Source organism: Amycolatopsis eburnea (genome assembly GCF_003937945.1).
In the GTDB taxonomy this organism is placed as follows: domain Bacteria; phylum Actinomycetota; class Actinomycetes; order Mycobacteriales; family Pseudonocardiaceae; genus Amycolatopsis; species Amycolatopsis eburnea.
Genome location: NZ_RSEC01000036.1, coordinates 943,544 through 956,610, shown reverse-complemented (window position 1 = coordinate 956,610; position 13,067 = coordinate 943,544). Strand labels below are relative to the sequence as shown.

At 69.4% G+C, this 13,067-nt stretch carries 13 protein-coding genes; 6 read left to right on the top strand and 7 right to left on the bottom strand.

The window, feature by feature from the left end; translation table 11 throughout:
- The first annotated feature begins 74 nt into the window (after positions 1-74).
- The 3 genes from EIY87_RS17235 (at position 75) to EIY87_RS17225 (ending at position 2,554) form a co-directional block, all read left to right on the top strand.
- On the top strand, positions 75-737 hold the full coding sequence (locus tag EIY87_RS17235) for an SCP2 sterol-binding domain-containing protein (RefSeq protein WP_191984131.1): 663 nt from the start codon (positions 75-77) through the stop codon (positions 735-737).
- 69 nt (positions 738-806) lie between these two features.
- A complete protein-coding gene (locus EIY87_RS17230; RefSeq protein WP_125309117.1) occupies positions 807-1,358 on the top strand; it encodes an SCP2 sterol-binding domain-containing protein in 552 nt (183 codons plus the stop codon).
- A 101-nt stretch (positions 1,359-1,459) separates the two neighbouring features.
- Positions 1,460-2,554 (top strand): DNA cytosine methyltransferase, encoded by a 1,095-nt coding sequence (locus tag EIY87_RS17225; protein ID WP_125309115.1) that lies wholly within the window; start codon positions 1,460-1,462, stop codon positions 2,552-2,554.
- Here the strand turns inward: EIY87_RS17225 and EIY87_RS17220 are convergent.
- Together EIY87_RS17220 and EIY87_RS17215 are read right to left on the bottom strand one after the other, a co-directional pair.
- Positions 2,551-2,931 carry a very short patch repair endonuclease gene (locus tag EIY87_RS17220; RefSeq protein ID WP_125309113.1) on the bottom strand — a complete coding sequence of 127 codons (381 nt, stop codon included), beginning with the start codon at positions 2,929-2,931 and terminating at the stop codon, positions 2,551-2,553. The two genes, EIY87_RS17225 and EIY87_RS17220, sit on opposite strands and share 4 nt — an antisense overlap.
- A 74-nt stretch (positions 2,932-3,005) precedes the next feature.
- Complete coding sequence (locus EIY87_RS17215) at positions 3,006-3,473, bottom strand: FxsA family protein (RefSeq protein ID WP_125309110.1); 468 nt, start codon at positions 3,471-3,473, stop codon at positions 3,006-3,008.
- A 69-nt stretch (positions 3,474-3,542) separates the two neighbouring features.
- Here EIY87_RS17215 and EIY87_RS17210 point away from each other — a divergent pair, with 69 nt between their 5' ends.
- The gene (locus tag EIY87_RS17210; RefSeq protein ID WP_125309107.1) at positions 3,543-4,871 is read left to right on the top strand and encodes a pentapeptide repeat-containing protein; all 1,329 of its coding nucleotides are present in this window, start codon (positions 3,543-3,545) and stop codon (positions 4,869-4,871) included.
- Here the strand turns inward: EIY87_RS17210 and EIY87_RS17205 are convergent.
- Together EIY87_RS17205 and EIY87_RS17200 are read right to left on the bottom strand one after the other, a co-directional pair.
- Positions 4,828-6,774 carry an ABC transporter ATP-binding protein gene (locus tag EIY87_RS17205; protein ID WP_125309105.1) on the bottom strand — a complete coding sequence of 649 codons (1,947 nt, stop codon included), beginning with the start codon at positions 6,772-6,774 and terminating at the stop codon, positions 4,828-4,830. The genes EIY87_RS17210 and EIY87_RS17205 overlap by 44 nt on opposite strands.
- A 20-nt stretch (positions 6,775-6,794) precedes the next feature.
- Complete coding sequence (locus EIY87_RS17200) at positions 6,795-7,382, bottom strand: TetR/AcrR family transcriptional regulator (protein ID WP_125309103.1); 588 nt, start codon at positions 7,380-7,382, stop codon at positions 6,795-6,797.
- Positions 7,383-7,441: 59 nt separating this feature from the next.
- Between EIY87_RS17200 and EIY87_RS17195 the strand changes: the two genes are divergently transcribed.
- On the top strand, positions 7,442-7,642 hold the full coding sequence (locus EIY87_RS17195) for a DUF6191 domain-containing protein (RefSeq protein WP_125309101.1): 201 nt from the start codon (positions 7,442-7,444) through the stop codon (positions 7,640-7,642).
- A gap of 34 nt (positions 7,643-7,676) precedes the next feature.
- On the opposite strand, the gene EIY87_RS17190 is transcribed toward EIY87_RS17195, so the two are convergent.
- Genes EIY87_RS17190 through pdhA form a run of 3 tightly spaced genes read right to left on the bottom strand, consistent with a single transcriptional unit; the run spans position 7,677 to position 11,219 of the window.
- Positions 7,677-9,005 (bottom strand): dihydrolipoamide acetyltransferase family protein, encoded by a 1,329-nt coding sequence (locus tag EIY87_RS17190; RefSeq protein WP_125309099.1) that lies wholly within the window; start codon positions 9,003-9,005, stop codon positions 7,677-7,679.
- A gap of 16 nt (positions 9,006-9,021) precedes the next feature.
- Entirely contained in the window at positions 9,022-10,014 is a 993-nt protein-coding gene (locus EIY87_RS17185) for an alpha-ketoacid dehydrogenase subunit beta (RefSeq protein ID WP_125309097.1), read from the bottom strand.
- Positions 10,014-11,219, bottom strand: a complete 1,206-nt coding sequence (pdhA, locus tag EIY87_RS17180) for a pyruvate dehydrogenase (acetyl-transferring) E1 component subunit alpha (protein ID WP_125309095.1) — start codon at positions 11,217-11,219, stop codon at positions 10,014-10,016. Before pdhA ends, EIY87_RS17185 begins: the two co-directional genes overlap by 1 nt.
- Positions 11,220-11,587: 368 nt before the next feature.
- On the opposite strand from pdhA, the gene EIY87_RS17175 reads away from it, so the two are divergent.
- Entirely contained in the window at positions 11,588-13,009 is a 1,422-nt protein-coding gene (locus tag EIY87_RS17175; protein WP_191984130.1) for a M20/M25/M40 family metallo-hydrolase, read from the top strand.
- Positions 13,010-13,067: the final 58 nt, after the last annotated feature.

Below are 13,067 nucleotides of genomic sequence, written 5' to 3'. Positions count from 1 at the left end.
GTGATTTCGGCACGCTTGCCCGCCTACCTACTGGCGGGTAGCCTTACGCTCGGGTAACTGGAGAGGGAGTGACCATGGCCGACAACGCCGGGATGACCAGCGCCGATCGCGTCGCGGCCCTCCGCGGGGCGCCGCTGCTCGACGCGCTGGAGCGCCTCGACCCGCTGAGCCCCGAGGCGCACGCCTTGGACGTCAACGCCCTCGCCGAAGCGCTGAACCCGCGCGACCTCGGCAAGGACGACTTCCGTCGGTTCCTGAAAGCGCTGCTCACGCTGGCCTCGCGCGCTCCGGCGTTCGACCTGAGCAAGGTCGAGCCGGCGCGCTTCGCGTCGTTGGTCTCGTCGGCGTCCCGCGCGCAGCTCGAAAGCGTGGTGGCCGAGCGCCCCCTGCGCGAGCGCGTGCTGGCGGAGATCTTCGCGCGCATGGGCTCCCACATCAGACCGGAGCGCGCCCGCGACCTGCACGCGGTGGTCCACTGGCGCCTCTCGGGAGGCATCGGCGAAGGCGGCCACGACCGCTACGAGACGGTGATCTCCCACGGCTCGTGCACGGTCAGCCGCGAGATGCGCGAGACCCCCCGCGTCACGATCTCGATCGCCCCGGCCGACTTCTTCCGGCTGATCACCCACCAGGCCACCCCGGCGGTGTTGTTCGTCACCGGGAGGATAAAGGTCAAGGGCGATTTGGCCTTCGCGGCGGGCCTCATCGGCTTTTTCGATCTGCCCCATCCAGTATAATTCCTGCCCGTGCCCCGAAAAGCGAAGTGGCGCCTTTCCCGGCCCCGTGCCATCCGCGGCAGCCACGTGGTGAACGCGTTCGCGGAGAAGCTGGTCCTCGGCAACCTGACGCCCTCGCAGTTTGTCCAGGTCCTGGAAACCCTGCACATGCTGGGCTCCGCGGGAGCGGGGATCGAGCTGAGCTCGCTGTCGACGGACGTCCTGGTCGACGTCGTCCGGCGAGCTTCCCGTGACCAGTTGAAGGCGATCGCGGAGCACCCCGAGTTGCGCCCGGTGTTTCTCGACGAGATATTCCGCCGCATGTCGGAGCATTTCCTCCCGGAGAAGGCGCGCCACGTCGATTTCGTGGTTTCCTGGCGCTTTTCAGAGGGCGCCGGCGAAGACGGCTACGACCGCTTCCAGACGGTCATCGAGGACGGCGTGTGCGTCTCTTCGACGGATTTGTCCCGTTCGCCGGACACGACGATCACGCTGTCGGTGGACGACTTCATCCGGATGGCCACGGGCAACGCCGCGGTGGCGGCGATGTTCGTGACGGGCCGGGTGAAGGTGAAGGGCGAGTACGCCCCGGCGGTGCGGTTCTCGAGCTACTTCGACATCCCCAAGCCGACAGTGGACTAGCTGTATTGTCCCGCGAGTGACACGGCCGGCTGGGGACCTGCCGGCGTGTCGGGTTCGGGACTCGTTCGGAGTGTCGTACCTGACTTATAGACTCCCTTTTCATGACCGACGGACAACCGCCCTCGCCTTCGTCTCCGCAGGTCGAGATGGTGGACCTCTTCGCCGGTCCCGGGGGTCTCGACGTCGCGGCCCACTGGCTCGGGGTGTCCGTCGCAGGCATCGAGTGGGACGACGACGCCTGCGAGACCCGCCGGAAGGCCCAGCTGCGCACCGAACACGGCGATGTCCGCCACTCCAAGCCGCTCGACTACCCGGACGCTCGGATCCTCACCGGAGGACCTCCGTGTCAGACGTATACGGTCGCCGGGAAGGGTGAAGGCCGCAAAGCGCTCGATCGGGTTCTGGGTTTTGTGGAGGCCATGCAACGGGGCCAAGACGTGATTCCGGCGCTCAGGAAGCTGAAGGACGAGCGAACCGGCCTCGTCTTGGAGCCCTTGAGGTGGGCTCTCGATGCAGCTGATCGCGGCGCCCCGTACGAGGCGATCCTGCTGGAACAGGTTCCGGCGGTGCTTCCCGTGTGGAGGGCGTTCGGTCGCGTCCTCGGCGCGAAGGGCTACAAAATCGACTGCGGCATTCTCCACACCGAAGACTTCGGCGTTCCACAAACACGTCGCCGAGCCATCCTGATCGCCAGGCTCGAGGGCGAGGCGAAATTGCCCGCTCCGACTCATCGTCGCTACCGCAAGGGACAAGCCAGGGGCGAAGGTGACTTGAGCCTCCAGCCCTGGAAGACGATGGGTGAGGCGCTCGGCTGGTCGGGACGGGTCACCGTGGTATCGAACTACGGCACCGGCGGGAACCCGAAGCTGCGTGGGCGAAGGGATTTGACGCAGCCTGCGTTCACGGTGACCGGCAAGGTGTCCCGCAACCGCCTCGTCGGTCGGGCGAAGGGGTTGCCCGACCGGTTCTCCGACCACGAAGCAGGCAAGCTCCAGACGTTCCCATACGACTACCCCTGGTCCGGGCGAGGTATCGCACAACAGATCGGCAACGCTATCCCGCCGCGGCTGGGCGCACACGTCCTCGCGGCAGCGCTGGGCAAGAAACTTGACGACACCGTGCTGGACCGATGTGTCAAGCAGAGTTGGTGGGAGTCCCGTACTGGCGTCGAGGGTCTCATCAAGGACTCCGACTAGTTCCTGCGGCGCTCGCGGACCGCGGTGCTCACCCGGTCCGCCGCCGTTTCCGCGGTTTCGTGCTCCCATACGCGAACCGACAGCCACCCGGCGTCGTGCAGCCGAGAGTCGGTGTCGGCGTCGCGCCTGCGGTTGGTCTCGATCTTCTCGCGCCAGAACTCCGCGTTGTTCTTCGGCCACGTCGCGTGCTCCGGACACCCGTGCCAGAAGCATCCGTCGACGAAGACCGCGACTCGGGCGGGACCGAATACCAGGTCCGCCTCTCGGCGTACCCCTTTGACCGGTCGCCGGTGCACTCGATAACGGAAACCGGCGCTGTGGAGGAGTCTGCGCAAGGCCATCTCGATCCCGGTGTTCCGGGACTTCTGCTTGCTCATCCGGACTCGTACCGCGGATGTGGTCTTCAAGCGCTCCACGCGCACATTGTGACAAGGTTCGAGCCCAGCGGGGACTACCCCTCGATGACGCGCCCCTCGATCACCGTCGGCTGATCGCGCCTCGGCTCCTCCGAGGACACAACCTCACTGTCCACCACCATCACCGGCCCCCGTCGCTGATTAGCGAACCGCACCGCCCGCTTCTCCATCCGCTTCAACCACAACCGCCGCGCCACGGCACGCGAAGGCGGCAGAATCAGCAGCAGCCCCAGCACGTCACTCACGAACCCCGGCACCAGGATCAGCACCCCGCCGAGCCCGACCAGCATCCCGTCGGTCAGTTCCTTCTCCGACGGGCGTCCCATCCGCGCGGACTCCACGAACGCCCGCATCGCCTTCGCACCCTCACGGCGCGCGAGCCAGGAGCCGACGAAGGCGCCAGCGAGCAGGAGGCCCAGGGTGCCGAGCACGCCGACGGCCGAGCCCACCGCCCAGATCGCGGCGATCTCGGCGAAGACGTAGAGCAGGAACGCGACAGCCATACCCGGGACAACGAACGACCTGTCCGATTTGCTCCCGCGGCCGAAACCCACCGGCTAGTCTCACCCTTCGTGCCCGACTGGTTCCGCTGGCTCCTGATCGCGCTCGCGGTGCTCGGCGGCGTGGCGCTGGCCGCGCGTCGACGGCTGAGGCTCCCGGAGTTTCCGCAGGTGAGAGCCGGTATCGCCGCGTCCGTGCTCGTCTGGTTGGCGATCGCCGTCGTCGTCGCGGGCGCGGCTGGGGGCGGGCTTCTCTGGTTCCTCGACTGGCCGCGGCTGCCCGCCACAGGCGCCTTCGACGTCACCCAGTTGCTCGATCTGCTGAAGATCGCGCTGTCCGTCGTCGCCGGGTTGGGTGGGGTGGTGCTGCTCGCGGTCAACTACCGGAAGCAGCGGGTCACCGAGAACGAGCACGCCCTCGCCGTCGAGAAGGCCGAGCGGGAGACCGTCCAGGGGTTCAACGAACGCCTGGGCGCCGCCGCCGAGCAGCTGGCGCACGACAGTCCCGCGGTGCGGTTGACCGGCGTCTACGCCCTCGCCGGGCTCGCCGACGACTGGGTGGACAAGCGCCAGGTCTGCATCGACGTCCTCTGCGGCTACCTGCGCCTGCAGCCCGAAACCATGACGCCCGGCGAGTCCGTGGTGCGCGAGGCGATCCTCCGGATGTTCCGCGACCGGCTGACCGGGCTCCGCTGGTGGCGGCACCCGGTCGACTTCGACTTCACCGAGGTCGTGTTCGAGAACGCCGACTTCTCCGGGCTGCGGTTCCGCGGGCGGCTGATCCTCGACCGGGCGGAGTTCACCGGGCAGCTGACCTCGTTCGACCGCGCGCGCTTCAGCGGCGGCCTCAGCTGCCACGGCACCCGGTTCGCTGCCGAGCGCACCACCTTCGGCAGCGTGCTCTTCGACGGCGGCATCGAGTTCGTCGGCGCCGAATTCGCCGGGCGCGAGCTCAGCTGGGCCGGCTCGACCGTCCGAGGGGGCACGACCGACTTCTACCGGTGCCGGGTCGCGTGCGAACGCCTGGACTTCACGCAGCTCAGCATCGAAGCCGGCGAAGTGCGCTTCGAGCAGATGGAGCTGTCGGACACCCACGTGGATTTCAAGGACCTCGACGCCGGCTGGCAAGACGACTCGGGTGGGTTCCCGCGGCTGGTCTTCGAAGACGTGCGGTTCACCCGCGGTCGCCTGCGGCTGGAGCTGTGGAGCGCGCGCGAGCGGATGATCTGGCTCCGGGACTGCGCGCTCGACGCCGTGGCCGTCGAGCTCAACGCGGACGAGGACGCCAAACCCTGGCTGAACCTGCGGGACGTCGAACTCCGCGGGGGTACCGAGATCCCCGCGGAGTTCGTCCGGGCTAGCTCGGCACCTCGTCCAAGTACGCCTGTGCCTGAAGCGTGAACAGATCGGCGTACCCGGCCTTCGCCGCCATCAGCTCCTCGTGCGTTCCGTACTCCGCCACCTTCCCGTGGTCCAGCAGCAGGATCCGCTCCGCCTGCCGGACCGTCGAGAACCGGTGCGAGATGTACAACGTCGTCCGCCCCTCCGACAGCTGACGCAGCCGCGAGAACAGGTCGTGCTCGGCCTGCGCGTCCAGCGCCGACGTCGGTTCGTCCAGGATCAACAGCGGCGCTTCGCGCTGGAACGCCCGAGCCAGCGCGATCTTCTGCCACTCGCCGCCGGACAGGGAGACGCCCTGGTCGAACCAGCGGCCGAGCGGGCTGTCGTAGCCGGACGGGAGGCGCTCGATGCGCTCGTCCGCGCCCGCCCGGCGGGCCGAAGCCTCGATGTGCGCGCGGTCCTCCAGCCGGGACAGGTCGCCCAAGCCGATGTTCTCCGCCGCGGTTCCCTGGTACGTCACGTAGTCCTGGAACATCGCGCTGATCCGCGTTCGCAGCTCGACCGGGTCGTACTCGCGGATGTCGACGCCGTCCAGCAGGATCCGGCCGGCGGTCGGGTCGTACAACCGGCACAGGAGCTTGAACAGCGTCGACTTGCCCGCGCCGTTGCGGCCCACCACCGCCACCGTCTCGCCCGGGCGGATCTCGAAGCTGACGTCCTCCAGCGCCGGCTCCTCCGAGCCCGGGTAGGCGAACGTCACCGACTCGAACTCGATGTGACCGGCCACGACGGACGGGAACGGGCGCGGTGCCGCGGGCGCCGTGATCTCCGGCTTCGTGTCCAGGAACCGGTAGAGCGTGTCCAGGTAGAGGTTGTTCTCGTACATCCCCGAAAACGCCGTGAACAGCCCGGACACCGACGCCTGCACGGACGTCGCCGCCGCCGTGTACAGGGCGAGGTCGCCCAGCGTCAGCCGGCCGCCGACCGCCTCCAGGGCGATGTACAGCGCGATCGCCGAGCCCGCGAGCGTGCTCAACAGGCCCCAGGACGTCGAGCTGACGTTGCGGTTGATCGTCAGCTTGCGCTGCCGCTCGTACGACACGACGCCGAGGCGGCGGAAGCGGTCGACGAAGTACGGGCCGAGGCCGAACAGCTTCGTCTCCTTGGCGTACGTGTCCGTCGTGACCAGCGAAGACAGGTAGTCCATCCGCCGCTTGATCGGCGACATCAGGAACGTCAGCCAGAACGCGCGCGAGCCGTACTTGGACTGCGAGATGAACGCCGGGATCGGCGCCAGCAGCGCGACCAGCGCCAGCAGCGGGCTGATCGAGACGAGCAGCGCGATCATGCTGCCGAACGTGATCAGCGTCCGGACCAGGCCCAGCGCGGAGTTCATCATCGACAGCGGCCGCGTCGGTGCTTCCTGCGCCGCCTGGCGCAGCATGTCGTAGGACGTCGAGCCCTCGAAGTACGCCAGGTGCAGCTCGCTCGCGTGCGCCATCACGCGGTGGCGGATGGTCAGCGTCATGCGCTCCTGCAGCAGGGCCTGCGCGATCGACGTCAACGCGCTGCTGATCGCCGTACCGGCGAGCACGGCGAACTGGAACAGCGCGACGTTCACGATGTCGCCGGTGGTGCCCTTGCCCTGGATCGCCGCGACGACGGAGTCGAGCAGGAGCTTCGCGACGTACGCCGTCACCGTCGGCAGGAGGCCCGACAACAGCGTGATCAGCGCCAGCACGATCGTCAGGGGCGGGCTCGCCTGCCACGTCAGCTTCGCGACCTTCGGCAGGCCGCGGACCGTGCCCGCCACGGACGTCTTCGCGCGCTTCAGCCGCGAGCGCAGGTCCTTCGGCTGGTCGTCCGGTTTCGGCTCCGGGATGTCGACCGGGCCCGTGAGCCCGCTCTCCGGCACGGTCGTCGCGTGCCGGCGACGGCCGCGGCGGGCCAGCATGAACTCCATCCCGCCCCCACCGCCCGGGATCACTTGGCCTCCACGGCGCCGTGCAGGAAGACGTCGACCACCTGGCGCGTGGTGGGGGCGTCGTCGACCGGGGCCATCCGCCGGCCGCCGAACAACAGGGTCAGGAACAACGCGGCCAGCTGCTCGGGGGACAGCCGCAGCCGGTCCTTCTCGGGCTCGAACAGCTCGGTGATCGCGCCGCGCATCGCGGCCATCGACTCGCTGCGGCCGCCCTTCAGCGTCCGGCGGTCCTTCAGGCGCTGCTCGGGATCGCGGTGCTTGACGCGGCCGGACGCGTGCAGGGCGCCCATCAGCGCGCCCATCCGCTCGAGGTGCGCGCCGAGCGCGTCGGCGGCCTCGACGAGCCGGTCTTCGAGGGGCTGGTCGATCGGGATCTCGGCGATCGCGTCGAGCACGTGGTCGGGCTTGAGCGCCTCGGCGGTGCAGGCGTCGAACAGCTCGTCCTTGTCCTTGAACGCGCGGAAGATGGTGCCCTCGCCGATCCCGGCGGCGCGGGCGATCTGGCTGGTCGTGACGCCGGCGCCGTGCTCGATGAGGAGCGGCAGCACCGCGTGCACGATCATGGCGCGCCGGTCTTCGACGCTCATGCCCGGCGCTCTCCGCCGGGTTTCGGGGGCTGGTGTCATGTCACCAGTGTGCGGAGTGAGTGCTCACTCCGTCAAATGAGTATGGTTCGCCCCATGGGCGTGGCACCGTCGCGACCGAAGAGGTCGAGGCGATCCTCGGCGGCACGAAGCAGCACGAGCTGGAACAGCGCCAGGTCCAGCTGATGCTGGTCGAGGACCAGGCCGGCGGCGACACCCGAGTCGACCTCGACGCCGGGAAGATCGTCTTCCGCAAGAGGTGAGGGCCGCCCGAAGACGGCCCTCACCCGCGAAAACTCAGTAAGTCATCGCCATCGCCGGGTCGGCCAGCAATGCGCCGACGTCAGCCAGGAACTCCGAGCCCTGCTGGCCGTCGACCACGCGGTGGTCGAAGCTCAGCGACAGCTGGAGCACCTTGCGGACCTTGATCTCGCCGTCCACCACCCACGGCTGGTCCTTGATCGCGCCGAGGCACAGGATCGCGGACTCGCCCGGGTTGATGATCGGCGTTCCGGTGTCGACGCCGAACACGCCCACGTTGGTGATCGTGATCGTGCCGTTCGCCATGTCCGCCGGGGACGTCTTGCCCTCGCGGGCCACGTCCGTGAGCTGCGTCAACGCAACAGCCAGCTCCTTGAGCGACAGCGAGTCGGCGTCGCGGACCTTCGGCACGATCAGGCCGCGCGGCGTGGCGGCCGCGATGCCCAGGTGGACGTAGTCCTTGTAGACGATCTCCTGCGCCGCCTCGTCCCAGACCGCGTTGATGTCCGGGGTGCGCTTCGCCGCCAGGCACACGGCCTTCGCGGCGAACGTCAGCGGCGTGACCTTGACCCCGGCGAACTCCCGCGACTTCTTCAGCTTCTCGCGGAACTCCATCATCGGCGTGACGTCGATGGTCAGGAACTCCGTGACGTGCGGAGCGGTGTACGCGCTCTGCACCATCGCCGCCGCGGTCATCTTGCGGACGCCCTTGATCGGCACGCGCCGCTCGCGGGTGGCCGGGTCGTAGCCGGTGTCCACAGTGGACGCCGCGGGCGCGGGTGCCGAGCCGTTGGCGGCGCGCTCGACGTCCTCGCGGGTGATGACGCCGCCGTCCGCGGATCCGGTCAGCGCGTGCAGGTCGACGCCGAGGTCCTTCGCCAGCTTCCGCACCGGCGGCTTCGCGAGCGGGACGTACCCACCACGGGGAGCGACCGGAGCGGCTGGAGCAGGCGGAGCGGCGACGGCGGCCGGAGCGGGAGCCGGAGCAGCGCCCTTCCGGGCCCGCCGCTGCGTGACCACGGCCTTGGAGCCGTAGCCGACCAGCGGCTTCATCTCCTCTTCCTCGACCGGAGCCGAAGCAGGAGCCGGCGCCGCGGCGGCAGGCGCGGCCGCGCCACCGGGGTCGACGTCGATGGTGAGGATCGGCGTGCCGACCTCCACCGTCTGGCCCGGCTCGACGTGCAGCTCCGTCACGACCCCGGCCCACGGGATCGGCAGCTCCACGGCGGCCTTCGCGGTCTCGATCTCGACCACGATCTGGTTGACGGTCACCGTGTCGCCCGGCTTCACGTGCCAGTTCAGGATGTCGGCTTCGGTCAGCCCCTCGGCGGTGTCCGCCAAGGGGAACTCTTTGTACGTAGGCATTGCGCGGAAGTCCCCCTTACCAGGCGAGCGAGCGGTCGACGGCGTGCAGCACCCGGTCCAGGTCGGGGAGGTAGTGCTCCTCGAGCTTGGCCGGCGGGTACGGCGTGTCGAACCCGGTCACCCGGAGGACCGGCGCTTCCAGCGAGTAGAAGCACTCCTGCTGGACACGCGCGGCGATCTCCGAGGTCAGCGACGACTCGGACGGCGCTTCCGACAGCGCGATCAGCCGTCCGGTCTTGCGGACCGACTCGAACACCGGGCCGAGGTCCAGCGGCGAGAGCGTGCGCAGGTCGACGACCTCGAGCGAGTGGCCTTCGTCCTCGGCCGCGGCGGCCGCGTCGAGGGCGACCTTCACCGAAGGGCCGTACGCGACGACCGTCGCGGTCGTGCCCTCGCGCACCACCTGCGAGGAGAACACCTGCGGCGCGGTGCCGTCGGTGTCGATCTCCGCGCGCAGCGCGCCCGAGTGGTAGAGCCGCTTGGGCTCGAAGAACAGGATCGGGTCGTCCGACTTGATCGCCTGCTGGATGCCCCAGTAGGCGTCGACGGCGTTCGAAATGGACACGACCTTGAGGCCCGGGATGTGCGCGAACAGCGACTCCGGCGACTCCGAGTGGTGCTCGACCGCGCCGATCCCGCCGCCGAACGGCACCCGGATCACGACGGGCATCTTGACCTTGCCCTGCGTCCGGTAGTGCAGCTTCGCCAGCTGCGAGGAGATCTGGTCGAAGCCGGGGAAGATGAAGCCCTCGAACTGGATCTCGCACACCGGCCGGAACCCGCGCACGGCCAGGCCGACCGCGGTGCCGATGATGCCGGACTCCGCGAGCGGCGTGTCCAGCACGCGCTGCTCGCCGAAGTCCTTCTGGAGGCCGTCGGTGATCCGGAAGACGCCGCCGAGCTTGCCGACGTCCTCACCCATGATCAGGACCTTGGGGTCTTCTTCCATCGCGCGGCGCAGGCCGAGGTTGAGCGCCTTGCCGATGGTGAGTTTCTGGAGGTCGGTCATCAGTGCTCACCCGCCGAAGCGAAACCGTCGAGGTAGGACAGGAACTCTTCGCGCTGCGCCTCCAGCACCGGGTTGCCCTCGGCGTAGACGTTGCTGAAGATCCGGTCCGGCGGCGGTTCCGGCATGTTGAACGTGTACTCGCGCAGGTCGGCCGCGAACTTGTCGGCCTCTTCCTGGACGCTGTCGAAGAACGCCTGGTCGGCGCCGCCACCGCGGGCGAGGAACGCCCGGACGCGCTCGATCGGGTCCTTCAGCTTCCACTCCTCCAGCTCGTCGGAGAGCCGGTAGCGGGTGGGGTCGTCGGTCGTCGTGTGCGCGTCCATCCGGTAGGTGAACGCCTCGATCAGGACGGGTCCGTTGCCGTGGCGGCACTCGTCGAGCGCCCAGCGCGACACCGCGAGGCAGGCCAGGACGTCGTTGCCGTCGACGCGGATGCCGGGGAAGCCGTAGCCGCGGGCGCGCTGGTACAGCGGCAGGCGCGACTGGCGCTCGGTCGGCTCGGAGATCGCCCACTGGTTGTTCTGGCAGAAGAACACCAGCGGCGCGTCGTAGACCGCGGCCCAGACGAATCCTTCGTGGACGTCGCCCTGCGAGGTCGCGCCGTCTCCGAAGTAGACGATGGTCGCTTCGCCGTCGTCGTCGCCGACCTTGCCCTCGAACTTCTGGCCCATCGCGTACCCGGCGGCGTTGAGCACCTGGTTGCCGATCACGATGGTGTACGGGTGGAAGCCGTGGCGCTGGTAGTCCCAGCCGCTGTGGTCGGTGCACCGGAAGATGCCGAGCAGGTCCTTCATGTCGACCCCGCGCGCGAACGCGACGCCGTGCTCGCGGTAGCTGGGGAAGGCCATGTCGTTCGCCCGCAGCGCGCGGCCGGAGCCGATCTGCGCGGCTTCCTGGCCGAGCAGCGGGACCCAGATGCCGAGCTGGCCCTGGCGCTGCATGGCGTTGGCCTCGCGGTCGGCCCGCCGCACCAGCACCATGTCGCGGTACAGGCCGCGCAGGGCTTCGGCGTCGATGTCGTCGACGTACTTGTCGAACTGGGGCGAGGGCACCCGTTCGCCTTCGGGGGTGAGCAGCTGAGTCAGCTCAGCGCCACCTTCGCTGGTTGCTCGCAATCCGGCGATCACCTGCTCCGGGGAAGGCTGGGCCGCCACGGCGGCGGGCCCGTCCCCGGGTTCCGGGTGCGTCCACTGTTCGGACGGCATGCGCAGTACTCCTCGTGTCGGTGCCTCTGGCGGCCGCTTGTGGCGACCACAGCGACTGCACCGGCGGGGACCAGCGCATCGGGTCCGAAGCGCTCGGTCGCCGTCGGCGTTGACGGTTCACGCGGACATCCTGGCACGATGGTCCGCCCTTTGGTGAGTCACGGATACTTATTTGTTGCTGAGAAATAGGCGCTGAACAGGGCAAACGTTAGGAAGCCCGAGCATCGGACCTGCGAGGGTCGGGCGTCGGTCCGGGCGCTCACCTGGTACGGCCGGGTGATCACCGCGCCGGGGGTGAGCGCTCCCGCACCGCCCGTGGCGACCTTGTGATGTGCCGCACGCCGGTAGCCCCGTGGCACGATGGCGGCGTGGAGCAGAAATCCGTTCGTGAAGCCGTCGTGTCCGCTTGGACCGGCGAAGTCGTGCCCAGCTTGTCCGGGCTCGTGGCGATCCCCGCGCTGTCCCCGGCGTTCGACGCCGACTGGGCGAAGAGCGGCCACCTCGCCGCCGCCGTCGAGCACGTCCGGGCGTGGATCGCCGGGCGCGGCCTGCCCGGCGCCACCCTCGAGGTCGTGCAGCTCGAAGACCGCACGCCCCTGCTGCTCGTCGACGTCCCGGCGACCCCGGGCGCGGCGGACAAGGGCACCGTCCTGATGTACGGCCACCTCGACAAGCAGCCCCCGGTCGGCGGCTGGTCCGAGGGCCTCGGCCCGTGGACGCCGGTGCTGCGCGACGGGCGGCTGTACGGCCGCGGGTCCGTCGACGACGGCTACTCCGGCTACGCGGCGACGACGGCGCTCGAAGCCGTGCACGCGGCCGGCGGCGAGCACGCCCGCACGGTCGTGCTGCTGGAGACCGGCGAGGAGTCCGGCAGCCCGGACCTGCCCGCCTACGTCGAGCACCTGGCGGACCGGATCGGCGACGTCTCGCTGGTCGTCTGCCTGGACGCCGGCGGCAGCGACTACGAGCGGTTGTGGCTGGTCACGAGCCTGCGCGGAATGCTGCACCTCGACGTCACCGTCCAGCTGCTGGCCTCGGCGCAGCACTCCGGCGTCGCGTCGGGCGTGGTCGCCAGCTCGTTCCGGGTGCTGCGGCGCCTGATCGAGCGGCTCGAGGACAGCGAGACCGGCGAGCTGCTGCTCGACGAGCTCAAGGTCGACGTCCCGGCGGACCGGCTGGCCGAGCTCGAAGCCGTCTCGAAGGACTTCCCCGACGCGCTGGCGAAGGCGTTCCCGCTGGTCGAAGGCGGGCGCGTGATCACCGAAGACGCGTTGGAACTGATGCTCAACAACGCGTGGCGCCCGACGCTGTCGGTGATCGGCGCCGACGGCTTCCCGAAGCCGGCCGACGCGGGGAACGTCCTGCGCGAGAGCACCACGCTCACCCTGAGTTTCCGGCTGCCGCCGACGGCCGACGCCGCGAAGGCGCTTGAAGCCGTGAAGAAGGCGCTGACCACCGACGTCCCGTACGGCGCGAAGGTCACCTTCGGCGACAACCCGCAGTCCGAGGACGGCTGGAACGCCCCGAGCGAGGCGCCGTGGCTGACGGCGGCCCTGCGCACGGTCAGCGATGAGGTCTTCGGCCGCCCGCACCGCGCGACCGGCATGGGCGGGTCGATCCCGTTCATGGGCCTGCTCTCGCGGAAGTACCCGGACGCGCAGTTCCTGGTCACCGGCGCCTGCGGGTCGGACTCGAACATCCACGTCCCGGACGAGTGGCTGCACCTGGACTACGCGCAGCAGGTCACCGAGGCCGTCGCGCACATCCTGGACGCGCACGCCCGCGGCTGAGACGCAACTTTCCCCACGAAAGTGACCCGGAGGCTCCCTCCGGGTCACTTTCACGTGA

What these genes read in the sequence shown, in the direction of transcription:
- EIY87_RS17235 (WP_191984131.1), top strand. Translation starts at nt 75, where the DNA reads ATGGCCGACAACGCCGGGATGACCAGCGCCGATCGCGTCGCGGCCCTC.
- EIY87_RS17225 (WP_125309115.1), top strand. Translation starts at nt 1,460, where the DNA reads ATGACCGACGGACAACCGCCCTCGCCTTCGTCTCCGCAGGTCGAGATG.
- EIY87_RS17220 (WP_125309113.1), bottom strand. Translation starts at nt 2,931, where the DNA reads ATGAGCAAGCAGAAGTCCCGGAACACCGGGATCGAGATGGCCTTGCGC.
- EIY87_RS17215 (WP_125309110.1), bottom strand. Translation starts at nt 3,473, where the DNA reads ATGGCTGTCGCGTTCCTGCTCTACGTCTTCGCCGAGATCGCCGCGATC.
- EIY87_RS17205 (WP_125309105.1), bottom strand. Translation starts at nt 6,774, where the DNA reads ATGGAGTTCATGCTGGCCCGCCGCGGCCGTCGCCGGCACGCGACGACC.
- EIY87_RS17200 (WP_125309103.1), bottom strand. Translation starts at nt 7,382, where the DNA reads ATGAGCGTCGAAGACCGGCGCGCCATGATCGTGCACGCGGTGCTGCCG.
- EIY87_RS17190 (WP_125309099.1), bottom strand. Translation starts at nt 9,005, where the DNA reads ATGCCTACGTACAAAGAGTTCCCCTTGGCGGACACCGCCGAGGGGCTG.
- EIY87_RS17185 (WP_125309097.1), bottom strand. Translation starts at nt 10,014, where the DNA reads ATGACCGACCTCCAGAAACTCACCATCGGCAAGGCGCTCAACCTCGGC.
- pdhA (WP_125309095.1), bottom strand. Translation starts at nt 11,219, where the DNA reads ATGCCGTCCGAACAGTGGACGCACCCGGAACCCGGGGACGGGCCCGCC.